Below are 15,156 nucleotides of genomic sequence, written 5' to 3'. Positions count from 1 at the left end.
TAAAAAAAAGAAGATATATGTATGGTGTGTTTTGATAGACAAAAGAGCTCTTTTTATAGCTGAATGAAGTATTTGCTACTGTAAGGGTGTTGTAGATGTTTTGTTGCTATTTATAGTTCAAAAATGCTCGGCTGTATATGTTATAGTGTGGTGCAGAAGAGTGCATTTTATATTTGTTCAAAAATTTTATTATGCACAAGTTTATATTGATGTTGTTTTTCGCTGTAACTCTATTTTCATGCGGCACAGATACAGATGCTGGCGAATTTGTTGTAGGATCAGACTATTTAGCTTTAAATAACAAAGTCGTTTTAATTGATACTTTAACGGTAGATATGTCAACAATAAATTTTGACTCACTTGTTACTTCTAATCAAAGTCGTATTTTAATTGGAAACTACGATGATCCTATTTTTGGAAAAGTAAAATCGGATAGTTATTTTCAGGTTGTGCCTAATGTTTATAGTTTAAATACCAGTGGCTCAGATACAGAAACAGTAAGCTATGTTTTTGATTCTATCGTCATGACACTGAAATATGATAACTACCATTATGGTGATACGACAAAAGTGCAAACTTTCGATATTCATCGTCTGACTCAGAAAGTTAAGCCTAATGTAGAAGACAAAAGCTTTTATAATAATTCTACTTTGACTTATGATGATGAGAGTGTCGGATCAATGTCATATAAGCCACGGCCAATCGAAAAAGATTCTATCACAATCAAAATGAACGATACTTTTGGAGCTGCACTTTTTCAAAAAATGAAAAAAAGAGAAGTTACAGACTTTGATAGTTTTACAGAATATTTAAAAGGACTTGTATTGGTTCCTTCAAATTCTAACTCGTCGAGTGTTATTGGTTTTAATACCTCAAAGAGCATGATTAGAATGTATTATTCGAGATCTCCTAAAGATATTGAAGAAAAACCTTATGTGGTTGAATTTACAATTTCAGATGTTACAAGGCAGTTTAATTCTATTTCTTTGGATAAAACAGGAACTTTAATTCAGGATTTACCAGCCTTCAGTAGTAAATTATCAAGTTCACTCACCAATCGGCAAGGATTTATTCAGTCTGGTACAGGAGTCGCCTGCCGAATTGACTTTCCAAATATTAAGCAACTTAAAAATATATCAGAGAAGGGCGCCATTGTTGATGCACAATTAATTCTAAAGCCGGTTAATAATTCGTACTCGGAACAATATCCTTTGGCCGATTCGCTGAAAGTCTATATAGCTGATAATTTAAATAGAATGAGTGGCTCTTTGGTAAATTCTGCCGGAGCAACTGTTTATGGTCTTTTGAACAAAAAGACAGACGAGTTTAATGAGAATGTTGGATACACTATTCCTATTGGATGGTTTCTACAAAAAGAAATGTGGAAACAGTCTGATTCAAGATCTTCTTTGATTCTGACATTGCCCGTCATTTCGAAGGCGGTAAACAGAATTGTTTTGGGAGATCAAAAGCATCCTAACAATAAAATTCAATTGAAAATTTATTACATCTCTTATTAAATGAAAAATAAAATAGTTTTTTTAAGTTGTTTGCTGTTGATGTCTCTGACTTCATTTTCACAAAGTATTTCCAGTTCTCCTTATTCGTTATACGGTGTAGGGAGCGTATATGATTCTGATTTTGGTATGATTCCATCTATTGGAGGTTCGGGAATTGCTTTGCCTTCAACTACATTTATTAATAATTTAAATCCGTCGTCGTTAGGTTACTTACCTCAAAATCATTTTATGTTTGATATTGGAGGAAAAGCTATCGCAACAACTTATCAAAGTGGCTCCAGAACAGAGAATCGTAATAATTTTCAATTTTCGCATATTGCTTTTGCTTTTCCAGTCACTAAGAATTCTGGTTTTAGTGTGGCTTTAAGGCCGTATTCGAGTGCAGCATTTAAAATTTCTAATTTAAAGTTGCCCATCGAAAATAGCCAGGAATATTATTATATGACAGCTACAGGTTCAGGCGGATTAAATAATTTTGATTTCTCTTATGGGTATCGATTTGGAAAGAAAGTATCTGCTGGTGTTTCTGCAGCCTTGTTGTTTGGAAACACAGTCGATGATCGAAGTTTTTTAGTAATAAATTCAATTACAACCATTCATAAAAAAACAGATTATAATGGTGTGCGTGCCACAATAGGAGCACAATATAAAATTGATTCTACTTTAACGATTGGTACAACATTTAAAGTACCAACTCAAATTAAAGCATCTAAAGTCCAAACGGTTAAGACCATTTCAGATGAGGTTGTGACTACTGTAGAATCAGATGTTGCTTCAGATACAGATGATTATTATATGCCTCTGGAAATTGGAGTAGGGATTAACAAGCGTTTTAAAAATAATTTGAGCATGACATTAGATTATGAAAAAAGTTTATGGAGTGATTCCAATCAATCTGAATTGTACGGAAATTTTGTAAATCAGGATCGATTTGCGCTTGGATTTACTTATAGAGGTAAAAGAAACATTCGAAAATATTGGGATAGCGTTGAATATGCAGCAGGAGCAAATTTTGACACTGGTTATCTTGAAGTTGATGGTAAACGTGTAAATAATGCCGCGATCTCTATTGGACTTTCTTTACCAATAGAAAACACGTATTCAGCTTTAAATATATCTTATTCCTACGGGCAAAGAGGCAGGATTTCAGATAATCTAATCAAAGAAAATTACCATAAGATATCTCTTAATTTATCACTTGACGGAATTTGGTTCGTCAAAAGAAAAATAGAATAAGAAGCTTAAAAGTCCTTTTTTATCACGGGATATTTGTAATTTAATATCGACTCTAAAACTGCGGGATCTGAATTGACATAAAATTCAGGCTCGCTTTTTTCGTTTTCAGAGAAACCCACTTTTTCGCGCAAAACATTTTGTGTCTGACGGGCTACGGCTTCCCCTGAATCAATAATTTGAATATGGTCAGGAAGGATTTTTTTAATTTGTGGAATCAAGTAAGGATAATGGCTGCACCCCAAAACCAGATAATCGATATTAGCATCAATCATAGGTTGCAAATAGGATTCTAATAATTGAGTCATTTCTGGCGAGTTCAGGTTTCCGTCTTCAATAAGCTGAACAAGGCCATGGCCAACTTGTTCAATGATCGTAGTATGCTGAAACATTTCGGCAGTTTTATTGAACAATTCACTATTTAATGTTCCTTTAGTGGCCAAAATTCCAATTACTTGTGTTTTTGAATTATTAGCTGCCGGTTTTATGGCCGGTTCAATTCCTATAAACGGAATGTCATAGGTAGCGCGAAGTTCACGAATAGCATTTGTTGTGGCAGTATTGCAGGCTACGACGATTATTTTGCAATTTTGCTCCAGTAAAAAATCAACATTTTTTTTACTTAAAGCTACAATTTCATCCTTGGTTCTTTGGCCATAAGGAGCATTTTTGCTGTCTGCTAAATAGATCGTTTTTTCATTTGGAAGTAGATCATGAATGGCGCTCCAAATGGAAGTTCCTCCAATACCGGAATCAAAAACGCCTATAGGATTATTGTTCGTCATACTGCAAATTTAGTATTTTTTGAAATAGATTTATATCCTTAGTAAACTGAAATTATCGAATACTATTGTTTTTTAATCATAATTTAATATACAAAAAAACTGCCCAAACTTTTTTTAAAAATTTGGGCAGTTTATACTAAGAAATTCGTTTTTTTAGAATCCTAAATCTTTTTTTACATCAGCAGTAATGTTTGGACCATCTGCTAAGATTAAAGTAGAACCATCTAATACGTATTGGTATCCTTTAGCTTTTCCAACTTTTTGGATAGAAGCTTTTACTTTTTCCATGATTGGTTTTACGATATCAGAATCTTTTTGTTGTAATTCTTTTTGAGCATTATCTCTGTAAGAAGTAATTCTACCTTGCATATCCTGAACTTCTTTAGAACGTTCTCCGTTTACTGCTTCAGTTACAGTTGCTGCTTCAGCTTCATACTTTTTGATTTTAGTTTGGTACTCGTCAATCATTTTTTTGTATTCAGCATCATATGTAGCACTTAATTTTTGTAGTTGATTTTGAGCATCAAGCATTGCAGGCATTTTCGACATAATCTCGCTAACATCAACATGGGCTACCTTAGCCTGTGCGTTCATTGTGTTACTTGCTCCTAAAATTAGTATGGCAGCAATTAGTAAAGTTTTGATTTGTTTCATCATTTTTAAAATATTAATTAATTATTGGTCGTATTTGATTTTTGTGTTTCGGCTTCTTTTGCTTTTTTAGCCGCTTCTCTTTCTTCTATTATTTTCTTTCTTCTTTCTTCTAATTCTTTTTTACGCTGTTCGTAAAGTTTTTGTCTTTCTTCTGCTTTGTTTACAGCAGGGTCTGCTGGTGGTGTTGTTTCATTTGTTGCAGCTGGTTTAGCTGTAGCGTCTGTCTTACCAGTCTCTGTTGTTTTTGCGGCTTCAGTTGTTTTTGCAGGTTCAGAAACCGTGCCATTTTTTTTGGCTTCGCGTTCAGCTAAAATTGCTTTTCTTCTGTCGTCGTACTCTTTTTTCTTGGCCTCTTGTTCTAATCTTCTGTCTTCAATTAGCTTTTCTCTGGCTGCCTTTCTATCATCAAGCACTTTTTGTCTGTCTGCCATTGCCGGGTTTTCGTCAATTGCATTTTCTTTACTTTCTTTAGCTTCCTGATCTTTCAATTGTTTTTTAGTCAATTGCTCACGTTTATCAGTTCGGTTTAAAACACGAATAACCTGGTCGCTGATGTCAAATCTCTTATTACTGAAAAGCATTGTCAAATCTGATGATTTGTCGAAAATGAAGTCATAATTTTTAGCTTCAGCAATATCCTGAACGGCAGTAAAAACCTGATCTTGTATTGGTTTTGCCAACGCCGCTTTCTGATGGATTAAATTCCCATTAGCGCCAAATTGTTTTTGCTGATAATCCAGCATTTCATCTTCAAGAAACTTAATTTCCGTTTCTCTTTCATCAATAAGCTCCTTAGTCAATAAAGCTTTTTCTGCTTTAAGGCTTTCTTTAAGCGTATTTATATCTATTTTTTTGGCTTCAATTTCCTGCTTCCATTTTTGTGCTTTCAACTCTAATTGAGCGGTAGCCTCTTTGTAATCAGAAACATTTTCCAAAATGTATTCCATGTCGATGTAGCCAATTCGAGTCGTTCTTGTTTGAGCCTGACTTGCATTTGCTACAATCAGGGCTAAAAATATAAATAAAAATTGTTTTCTCATAACATTACTTTATTTTCAAATCCTTAGCCAAATGTACTAAAAATTGGACTAAAATTGTTGACCAATGATAAAGTGCGTTTCCCAACCGTTTGCTTTATTGGTAACAGATCCAGGAAGTGCATCAAATCCATATCCTAAATCAATCCCTAGTAATCCAAATGCCGGCATAAATACACGTAAACCAAAACCTGCTGAACGACTTAAGTCAAACGGGTTGTAATCTTTAAAAGTTGGATATGATGAACCTGCTTCTAAGAAGGTTAATGCATAGATAGAGGCTGATGATTTCAATGTAATTGGATAACGTAATTCCATTGAGAATTTGTTATAAATTGTTGCTCCAATTTGTTCTCCTTTAGCATTTACCGGAGTTAAAGAGTTGTTAGGATAACCTCTCAACTGAATCGTCTCTCTACCATCCATTGAGTAGTTTGCCATTCCGTCTCCACCTAAGTAAAAACGTTCGAAAGGTACAACTCCTCTTGCCTGATCATAAGCTCCTAAGAAACCAAATTCGGTTAATGTTCTTAAAACTAATTTTCCATATACTTTAGTATACCAATCTGCTTTAAACTTAATTTTATAATATTCTAACCAATTGTATCTTTTCTGATCCACTTTACCCTGATCGGTATCAGCACTTGCATAATCAGATCCAACACTATCATATAAAATTTGACCTGATGAATTAGTACCAACTGCCTTCATATAATCACCTTTGTTTAAAGGTTGTCCGTCAGCACCAGAGGTATTTTCTCCGGTGTATTGCATTTTATATTCTTTCTGATTTGGTAAATCAGCATAGTTAATTCCGTTAAACAATGAATAGGGAGGAGTTACCTTCGCTGAGATACTAAACTCTGAACCATAAGTTGGGAATATTGGATTAACCCCTTTATTACTTCTTGAAAGTCCAATTGTATACGCTAAGTTTCTCGATGCTCCGTTACCAAAGGTAAATAGACCGGTGTTGTAATTATTAAGATCGTAATGTTGGTAACTTACCGATTGTGATAGAACGAAATAATCATCCGGTACAGTTAACCTTTTTGCTAACCCAACTTGTACAGTAAAAATATTAAAACTTTTGCTTTTGTCTACATCTCTTGTAATGTAATTATTTAAGTACTGTGTACTATAAGAGATAGATGAACTAAATTGTACTGGTTTTTTACCTCCAAACCATGGTTCAGAAAATGATAAACTATAGGTTTGAAAATAAGTACTTCCTTGTAAACGAAGCGCTACTTTTTGACCATCTCCCATTGGTAGCGGTTTGTAGGCTTCTTTTTTGAACATGTTTCGTGCAGAAAAGTTATTGAACGAAAGTCCTAAGGTTCCAATGAAACCACCTCCACCATAACCACCCTGAAGTTCAACCTGGCTCGATCCTTTTTCAACAACCTGGTACTCGATGTCTACTGTTCCTGCTCCTGCATCAACATTTCTGAATTCAGGTTTGATAGCCTCAGGATCAAAGAATCCTAACTGACCAATTTCACGAATAGTTCTAACCAATTGTTCTTTACTGTATTTTTCACCTGGTTTGGTTCTTAATTCTCGGTAAATAACGTGGTCATTTGTTTTATCATTTCCAGTTACATAAATCTTATTGAAGTATGCAATTGGGCCTTCAGTAACTCTGATCTCAAAATCAATTGTGTCGTTAGCTGTTCTTACCTCTACAGAGTTAATTTTTGAGAATAAATAACCATTGTTTTGATACAGGTTGGTAATATCTTCTGCATCTGGTTTTGTATTGTCGGCAATCCTTTTTTCTAATAAAACTCCATTATATACTTCTCCTTTTTTAATACCTAAATAACGGTTTAAAAGCTGGTCAGAGTAAACAGTATTTCCTAAAAACTTAATATTTCCAAAGTAGTATTTGTTACCTTCTTCCATATTAATTTTGATGGCTAGCATATTTTTGTCCTTGTTATACGTAACAGAGTCATAAATAATACGAGCATCACGATATCCTTTTTCTTTATAAGCAGCGATTACTTTCTCTAAGTCAGTTTTGTATTTTTCAGGAATGAATTTTGAGGCTTTTAAAACACGAAAAACATTTTTTTGTTTTGTATCCTTCATTGCAGCTCTCAATTGAGCGTCAGTAAGTTGTTTGTTTCCTATGAAATCAATACTGCTGATTTTTACTTTATCACCTTTATCTACCCGAACAAGCATATTTACCTGATGCCCGCCAATAGTGTCAGGAGTATTTGTTATTGTAACTTTGGTGTTATAAAAACCTTCTTTTTTGTATTTGTTTTCGATATAATTTTTGGTAGTTGTAATTAAGTTTTCGTTGACAATTTTATTCTTTGTCAGGTTGTTATCCTTAATTAATCCTTCTACTTTACTCTTTTTTATACCAACAAATTTAACCTCATTTAATTTAGGAAGTTCGACAATATCCAGATCTAAATAAATACTGTCATTTTCAATTTTATTTACATAAAAAGAAATTTCATCGAATAGGCCAAGTTTACCTAATTTTTTAATAGCACCACTGATTTCTTCACCTGGTACGGTTATTTCCTGTCCTTTTTGAAGACCAGAAAAAGTAACAACAGTTTGTTCATTGAAGCTTATTTTACCAACAACAGAAACTTTAGCAAGAATATATTTTTTTCCTTGATCAAAAGGAACTCTTTCCTGTGCTTTTATTTGTGAAAAACTCCCCAAAAGAAGTAGGGTAAGTACTATTTGTATTCTTTTTTGTAACACTAAAAAATTATTTAATTTGTTCACTGGTTTTTCCAAATCTACGTTCTCTTTTTTGATAACTAATAATAGCCTCATATAAATCTTGATCTTTAAAGTCTGGCCACAAGACATTAGTAAAATATAATTCTGCATAGGCAATCTGCCACAGCAAAAAATTACTTATTCTATGTTCTCCACTTGTTCGTATTAATAAATCTACGTCAGGTAAATTTTGCGTGTAAAGATGCTCATTTATAATTGAATCGTCAATAGTGTCTAATGAAATTATATTATTTTTAACTTTATCACTGATGATTCTAACAGCATTTACCAATTCTTCCCGTGATCCGTAGCTTAAGGCGAGAGTTAGAGTGAGACGAGTATTGTTTTTTGTCTTATCGATAACGTCCAAAAGTTCTTTTTGAGCTGATTTTGGCAGCTTTTCAAGATTCCCAATAGCGTTAAGTTTGATATTGTTTTCCTGTAGTGTACCAAGCTCTTTTTTTAATGAATTGATTAATATTTTCATTAGTGCTTCGACTTCGAGTTTAGGACGATTCCAATTTTCTGTCGAGAAAGCATAGAGAGTTAAATACGCGATACCAAGTTTGGCACAAGTAGTAATTGTTTTTTTTACCGATTTGGTTCCGTTTTCATGTCCAAAGGCACGTAGAAAGCCTTGTTGCTTTGCCCAACGCCCATTTCCGTCCATGATAATGGCTAAATGTTTAGGTAAATTTGTTTGATCTATAGAGTCTAGTAAGTTCATTTTATTATTCTGCGCAATAGCAAGGTTTTTGTCCAAAGGTATAGGTTAAAGTAATACCAGAGAAAACATACCAGTCATTATTATTTAAATTTCCAAATTTCAATATATTCGCACTATCTGTTTTCGGATTACTTCCGTCAATAGCATCTGTAAAGGTATAGCGTGCTCCTGCTTCAAGACCTAAAACAAAATGTGGCGATATGTTTGATTTTATACCTAATATTATAGGTATTCCAAATGAGCTCGATCTGCTTGATTGATTAACATTCGGACTAGTTGTATATCGATACAGCTGGTCGTATATAAAAAAGTTTAATCCTGAATATATATAAGGAGTAACTTTTGTATGATAATCGTGAAGATTAAAATCGAAGAAATTGAATTCTAATCCAGCAGAAAATTCTTTTATAGTATTTTCAAAGCTATAACCTCTGTTGCTTCTGCCAGTTTCATCTGAATCTTTGTCGTTTCCTGCAATTGTAGATTGCATGTAAGAGAAGCGATACGCGTGGCGTGGGCTTTTATTCCATTTGTACAAAACGCCAAAAGCTAGTTTTTCAGGAGCAATATAAGTTGTGCTTCCTACATCTCCTACAAAGTTGCTTCCGCCAAGAAAAACACCAATCTCATTGATTTGAGCATTTAGTGTGATAAAGGGGAAAAAACATAACAATAAATTAAAAATTTTCTTCATTTAATTCAAAATTGCGTGCAAATATAATAATTATCGATACGAATCAACGTTCCTTTAGTTAAATGTGCTTTTTTTTCAATTTACGATATGATTTTGAGACATTTAATGATGATTCACTACATGCAGAACGAGAAAATGTGGTATTATCGTATAGTATGAAATAAGAAATAAGCTTAATTTCTTTTATCTTCTCCCCAAAGTAATTTATTTCTAAGGGTTTTTAAGAAAGTTTCGCCTGGAATTTCGACCATTTTTATTTTGTAATCTGTTTTTTTAATAGTTAAAACAGATTCATTTTTTACAGAAGAAATTCTGGAATCCAGAGAAATTAAGTATTGATCTTCTCTTCCGGAAACACGAAGTTTGATCTCGGTATCATCAGGAATTACTAGTGGTCTTGCGGTCAAGTTGTGAGGTGCTATTGGTGTGATAACCAAACTTGCCACATTAGGAGTTAATATTGGACCGCCGCAACTTAATGAATATCCGGTAGAACCGGTTGGCGTCGAAATGATTAATCCATCTGCCCAATAAGAATTTAAATATTCATTATTTAAATAAGTTTCTACAGTAATCATCGATGTAGTATCTTTTCGGCTTACTGTAACTTCATTCATGGCGAAATTTAACTCTGCAATGGCATCATTCTGTGGTTCGCAAGTTAGACTTAATAATGTTCGTTCTGAAGTAGTATATTTTTTGTCAATTACAAATTGTAAAAAGCTATCGATTTTTTCTTTTTGAACAGTAGCCAGAAAACCTAATCTTCCTGCATTGATTCCTAAAATTGGAACGCCAGAGTTCCGAACAAGAGTTGCTGCTCTCAAGATCGTTCCGTCTCCACCAATGCTAATCAGCATTTCAAAACTGCTGTCTAGGGAAGTACTGGATGAAAAAGTTTTGTATTCTTTTTTTATCAGCTCTTTTTCATAAAGCATTTTCAGGAAAGTTTCTTCAATTACCATTTCTACATTATTGGACTTGAAAAACTGAAAAATATCTTTAATAATAGGTTCTGTACTGTTTTGGTAATACTGTCCGTATATGGCTACTTTCATTCTTTTTAATTAGATAATGTGTCAATTAGATAATTTGTCAATTAAAAAAAACAGATAAATGTATCAGTGTTAAGAATTATCTAATTGACACATTATCTAATTTTCTAATTCTTATATATTAAGGTATTTGTCTAAATAATCAGAACGTTCTTTTAAACTATTAATATAGGCATCTTCCTGATGTTCTGAAATAATTTCATAGTTGTATCGTCTAAAGGTCTGAATAATTTCGTTCATTGGCCCAACACCTATTTTTACTGTTATCTGAACATTTTCTAAGTCAGCTTCAGAGATAAAACAACCCAAAATTTTACCATTATTACTTTCTACAATTTGAGTCACCTGTCCCATAGAGTAATCTAATAGTCCTTTTTGAACAATTATAATACCGCCTTGTTCTTTTAAAAATGGGGTTTCCTGAAAAAATTTCATGATGTCTTCCATCTCATAATAACCTATATAGGTATTATTTTCATCAATAACAGGAACTGTATTGGTGTGATTTTTAGCAAAAACTTCTAAAACATCAAGCCACATCATCGATTTTCTGGCAAAAAAACGTTCTAAAGTATATTTGTAGTCAATCGCTTTTTTGTCAGTATCAAAAGTTTCCACATCATCAGAAGCAATACTTCCAATGAAGATGCTGTTTTCCAAAACCGGAAAATGCGAAAAATTAACATCGGCAAAAAAGTCCTGAACCGAGGCTATCGTTTCCTGACTATCAATTGCTCGAAAATCGTTTGTGATATAGTTGGTAATTTCTGTCATAAATCAGTTGGAAATATTTGATGCAAAATAATCAAAAAATAGCAAAAACTGCTACGTTTTACTTTGTATTTTTGTCGTAACAAATATAGTGTTACTAGAATTAATTATCTATTTATATGACAAAGTTAAGTGTAAATATCAATAAAATTGCAACCTTACGTAATGCGAGAGGCGGAAATGTTCCTGATTTATTAAAAGTGGCAACCGATATTCAGAAATTTGGTGGACAAGGAATTACGATTCACCCGCGTCCAGACGAACGTCACATACGTTATCAGGATGCACGAGATTTAAAATCTATTGTTTATACCGAATATAATATTGAAGGAAATCCTCAGCATAATTTTATTGATTTGGTTTTAGAGTGCAAGCCAACTCAGGTGACTTTAGTTCCTGATGCCATTGGAGCAATTACCTCTTCTGCAGGTTGGGATACTATAAAAAATCAGGATTATTTAGCCGAAGTTATTCAGGAGTTTCAGCGCAACGGAATCAGAACTTCGATTTTTGTGGATCCGGTTTTGGAAATGATCGAAGGGGCAAAAAAAACCGGAACTGAGCGAATTGAATTATATACAGAAGCTTTTGCACATCAATATGATTTAGGGAATAAAAACGGAATCGATCCTTATGTTAAAGCTGCAGAATTAGCAAACGAACTAGGTTTAGGAATTAATGCCGGACATGATTTAAGTTTGGATAATATTCAGTTTTTTAAACAAAATATCCCGGGATTATTAGAAGTTTCAATTGGACACGCTTTGATTGCTGAAGCCCTTTATCTTGGCTTAGATAATGTGGTGAATATGTATTTAAATAAATTGAAGTAAGATTTGTTAAAAGTTATTTCTCAGAGATACACAAAAAAGCGCAGAGAGTCTCAAAGAAAATTTCGCGTATCTCTGTGCAACACCTTTGTGGATCTTTGTGGAAGTTTTTTTTCAATAAAAAATAATATAAAATGTTATACTCAAAAATAGAAGGCGAAGGAAAACCATTTATCATCATGCACGGTTTTCTTGGAATGTCTGACAATTGGAAAACACTTGCCGGACAATATGTGGAAGCCGGATTTCAGGTTCATATATTAGATTTAAGAAATCACGGACGTAGTTTTCATTCTGATGAATGGAGTTACGAAGCAATGGTAAAAGATGTTTTCGAATATTGTCAGGCGAATCAATTGACGAAAATTGATATTTTAGGACATTCGATGGGCGGAAAAGTAGCCATGCTTTTTGCAACGACACATCCTGAAATTGTAGATAAATTGATTGTGGCAGATATTGGCCCCAGATTTTACAAACAACATCATCAGGATATTTTGGCAGGATTAAATGCAGTTGACTTTTCTGTGAAACCAAGCCGAAATGATGTTGAAGCAATTGTGGCGCAGTATGTTCCTGATTTTGGAACCCGACAATTTTTATTGAAGAATTTATACTGGAAAGAACCGGGACAATTGGCTTTTAGATTTAATCTGGAAGTCTTTAATAATAATTTAGATGCTATCGGAAAAGCTTTGGCAGAAGATTTAGTTTTTAATAATCCAACTTTGTTTATTAGAGGAGGAGAATCAGGTTATATTTTAGATTCAGATTTTGATGCAATTCGTCAGCATTTTCCAAATGTAAAATTTGAAACGATACCAAATGCCGGACATTGGCTTCATGCAGAAAATCCTAAAATGTTTTTTGAGATGACAACGGAGTTTTTAAAAGAGTAATTTTTATAGCCACAGATTAAAGGATTAAAAATCTTTATCATCCTTTAATCTGTGGCAAAAAATAAGAATACAATAGTTGGTAAATATAAAATTCATTACTTTTATTAAAACTTTAAATCAAAAAAATATGAAATTATTACTCAGACTTCTTGTTACTGCAGCGCTGGTTTTGTTAATTGCCAATCTTCTGCCGGGAGTTCATGTTGCCAGTTTTGCCACGGCTGTAATCGTTGCAATAGTTCTGGGATTATTAAATCTTTTTATAAAACCAATTTTGGTAATTCTGACATTGCCAGTAACATTCGTTACTTTAGGCTTGTTTTTATTGGTAATTAATGCCATTATAATTCTGCTGTGTACTAATATAGTTGGAGGTTTTGCGGTCGATTCATTCTGGACAGCTTTATTCTTTAGTATCATCTTATCTATCCTTCAGTCTATTACTTATAAAATATTAGGAGACGATAAATAAATTGAAATAAAAGGAGCTCAAAAACAGCTTCAAATACAATACATTAAAAACTTGGTTGGGTTGCAAAAATTTTATAATTTTGCAACCCAATTTTATTATGTAAATTAAAGAAGAAGATGGATATTAAAAGAGTAGCAATAGACGCTGTGAATGAAACGATTGTAATGACAGTTGTTCACATGGATTATAAAGGTCAGGTAGCAAAAAGAATAAACGAAAAAATGCCATTGGCTACCGTAAAAGGTTTTAGAAAAGGACAAGTTCCCAAAGATCTTGTTGAAAAACAATACGGAAAAGCTATTAAGCAGGAAGAAGTTCAAAAAGTAGTTGATTTGGCTTTAGAGCGTTTTGTTCAATCTGAAAGATTAAATCTTTTAGGAACTCCTCTTGCTAAAGTAAATGAAAATTTTGATTGGGATGCTGAAGAACTAACTTTCGAATACGAAATTGGTTTGGTTCCTAACTTCGAAATTGATTTAGAAGCAAAAAATAATATCGTAAAATATATCGTTACTGCTGATGATAAATTAATCGACGGACAAGTAGAGCGTATCCAAAAACAATTCGGAAAAGCAATTCCACAAGATGTAGTTGCTGCAGATTCTGATTTAACCGGAACTTTCTCTAACGAAGAAAAAGGTATCAACAATACAACTACAATTTCAGTTGCTACATTCAACAAAAAAGCAGGTGATAAATTCATCGGTAAAAAAGTTGGTGATGTTGTAACCGTAAGTACTAAAGGTTTATTCGAAGATGATCACCAATTAATGGATTACTTAAAAGTAGGTCATGATGATGTTCACGGTTTAGATATCGAAGTAAACTTTACAATCGAGGCTATCAACGGAGCTGAATTGGCTGAATTAAACCAGGATTTATTTGATAAACTTTTTGGAGAAGGTAAAGTAGCTTCTTTAGAAGATTTGAAAGCTAAAATTAAAGAAGATGCTGAAGCGCAATTCGCACAGCAAGCTGACCAAAAATTATTGTTAGACGTTCAGGATTTCTTGATCGAAAGCACAAAATTTGATTTACCAGCTGAATTCTTGAAAAAATGGTTGCAAACTGTTGGAGAGAAAAAACTTTCTGCAGAAGAAGCTGAAGTTGAATACGCAAGATCTGAAAAAGGATTACGTTTTCAATTAATCGAAGGAAAAGCAATGGCTCAAAGTAATATCCAAATTACATTTGAAGATTTGAAAGCTTTTACAACAAACGCGATCAGACAACAAATGGCTCAATTTGGTCAAACAAACCCAACTGACGAAGAAGTTCAGGGAATTGTTGCCAGAGTTTTATCTAACCAGGAAGAGGTGAAAAGATTATCTGAGCAAGTAGTTGCTGAAAAATTATTGGAAGTGTTCAAAGAAAAAGCAAATCCAACAACTAAAGAAGTAACTTACGAAGAATTTATCGCTGCGTCTTACGGAGAATAATTTCTGTCTAAAAGTCAAAAGTTATAGAGTCAAAAGTTAGGAATACAGCCCATTAGTTTTATTTCAAATTTTAAGATTTTATTACAGATATTGAAAGATAAAAAATAGTTATATTTGAGCGTCAAGAGATTTTTCTTGGCGCTTCTTTTTTTGTTTCAAGTTTTATTTTGTTTCAAGTTTCAAGTTTTCGAACTTCAAAAACTTGAAACCTGAAACCTGAAACTTTTTTTAAATAAGACAAATTGACATCCTTTATAAAGAGGTACAACCTTTGATGGAAGAA

14 protein-coding genes are annotated in these 15,156 nt (G+C 33.2%); 6 read left to right on the top strand and 8 right to left on the bottom strand.

What is annotated here, in order from left to right:
• Positions 1-191: 191 nt before the first annotated feature.
• Entirely contained in the window at positions 192-1,520 is a 1,329-nt protein-coding gene (locus tag B0A65_RS09940) for a DUF4270 family protein (RefSeq protein WP_074659734.1), read from the top strand.
• Positions 1,521-2,756, top strand: a complete 1,236-nt coding sequence (locus B0A65_RS09935; RefSeq protein ID WP_074659735.1) for an aromatic hydrocarbon degradation protein — start codon at positions 1,521-1,523, stop codon at positions 2,754-2,756.
• A gap of 5 nt (positions 2,757-2,761) precedes the next feature.
• On the opposite strand, the gene murI is transcribed toward B0A65_RS09935, so the two are convergent.
• The 8 genes from murI to B0A65_RS09895 form a co-directional block, all read right to left on the bottom strand.
• Positions 2,762-3,538, bottom strand: a complete 777-nt coding sequence (gene murI / locus B0A65_RS09930; protein WP_074659736.1) for a glutamate racemase — start codon at positions 3,536-3,538, stop codon at positions 2,762-2,764.
• A 153-nt stretch (positions 3,539-3,691) separates the two neighbouring features.
• On the bottom strand, positions 3,692-4,195 hold the full coding sequence (locus tag B0A65_RS09925; protein ID WP_198528484.1) for an OmpH family outer membrane protein: 504 nt from the start codon (positions 4,193-4,195) through the stop codon (positions 3,692-3,694).
• Positions 4,196-4,209: 14 nt separating this feature from the next.
• A complete protein-coding gene (locus B0A65_RS09920) occupies positions 4,210-5,232 on the bottom strand; it encodes an OmpH family outer membrane protein (RefSeq protein ID WP_074659737.1) in 1,023 nt (340 codons plus the stop codon).
• A 48-nt stretch (positions 5,233-5,280) separates the two neighbouring features.
• Entirely contained in the window at positions 5,281-8,040 is a 2,760-nt protein-coding gene (locus tag B0A65_RS09915) for a BamA/OMP85 family outer membrane protein (protein ID WP_074659738.1), read from the bottom strand.
• Positions 7,973-8,713, bottom strand: coding sequence for an isoprenyl transferase (locus tag B0A65_RS09910; protein WP_074659739.1), 741 nt, complete (start codon positions 8,711-8,713; stop codon positions 7,973-7,975). Before B0A65_RS09910 ends, B0A65_RS09915 begins: the two co-directional genes overlap by 68 nt.
• Before the next feature lie 4 nt (positions 8,714-8,717).
• Positions 8,718-9,407 carry a type IX secretion system protein PorG gene (gene porG / locus B0A65_RS09905; protein WP_074659740.1) on the bottom strand — a complete coding sequence of 230 codons (690 nt, stop codon included), beginning with the start codon at positions 9,405-9,407 and terminating at the stop codon, positions 8,718-8,720.
• Between the two features lie 173 nt (positions 9,408-9,580).
• Entirely contained in the window at positions 9,581-10,465 is an 885-nt protein-coding gene (locus B0A65_RS09900) for an NAD kinase (protein ID WP_074659741.1), read from the bottom strand.
• A 111-nt stretch (positions 10,466-10,576) separates the two neighbouring features.
• Positions 10,577-11,236: a CBS domain-containing protein gene (locus B0A65_RS09895; RefSeq protein ID WP_074659742.1), complete on the bottom strand. Its 660-nt coding sequence runs from the start codon at positions 11,234-11,236 to the stop codon at positions 10,577-10,579.
• A 116-nt stretch (positions 11,237-11,352) separates the two neighbouring features.
• On the opposite strand from B0A65_RS09895, the gene B0A65_RS09890 reads away from it, so the two are divergent.
• The 4 genes from B0A65_RS09890 to B0A65_RS09875 all read left to right on the top strand — a co-directional run bounded on the left by B0A65_RS09890 (position 11,353) and on the right by B0A65_RS09875 (position 14,873).
• Positions 11,353-12,066 carry a pyridoxine 5'-phosphate synthase gene (locus B0A65_RS09890; RefSeq protein WP_074659743.1) on the top strand — a complete coding sequence of 238 codons (714 nt, stop codon included), beginning with the start codon at positions 11,353-11,355 and terminating at the stop codon, positions 12,064-12,066.
• Positions 12,067-12,197: 131 nt separating this feature from the next.
• On the top strand, positions 12,198-12,962 hold the full coding sequence (locus B0A65_RS09885; protein ID WP_074659744.1) for an alpha/beta fold hydrolase: 765 nt from the start codon (positions 12,198-12,200) through the stop codon (positions 12,960-12,962).
• Between the two features lie 127 nt (positions 12,963-13,089).
• Entirely contained in the window at positions 13,090-13,434 is a 345-nt protein-coding gene (locus B0A65_RS09880) for a phage holin family protein (RefSeq protein ID WP_074659986.1), read from the top strand.
• 116 nt (positions 13,435-13,550) lie between these two features.
• A complete protein-coding gene (locus B0A65_RS09875; RefSeq protein WP_074659745.1) occupies positions 13,551-14,873 on the top strand; it encodes a trigger factor in 1,323 nt (440 codons plus the stop codon).
• Positions 14,874-15,156 lie beyond the last annotated feature (283 nt).

Source organism: Flavobacterium frigidimaris (genome assembly GCF_002217275.1).
Classification (GTDB): Bacteria; Bacteroidota; Bacteroidia; order Flavobacteriales; family Flavobacteriaceae; genus Flavobacterium; species Flavobacterium aquidurense.
Note: the sequence above shows the minus strand (reverse complement) of the source record. Positions and strands in the feature narration are given on the sequence as shown.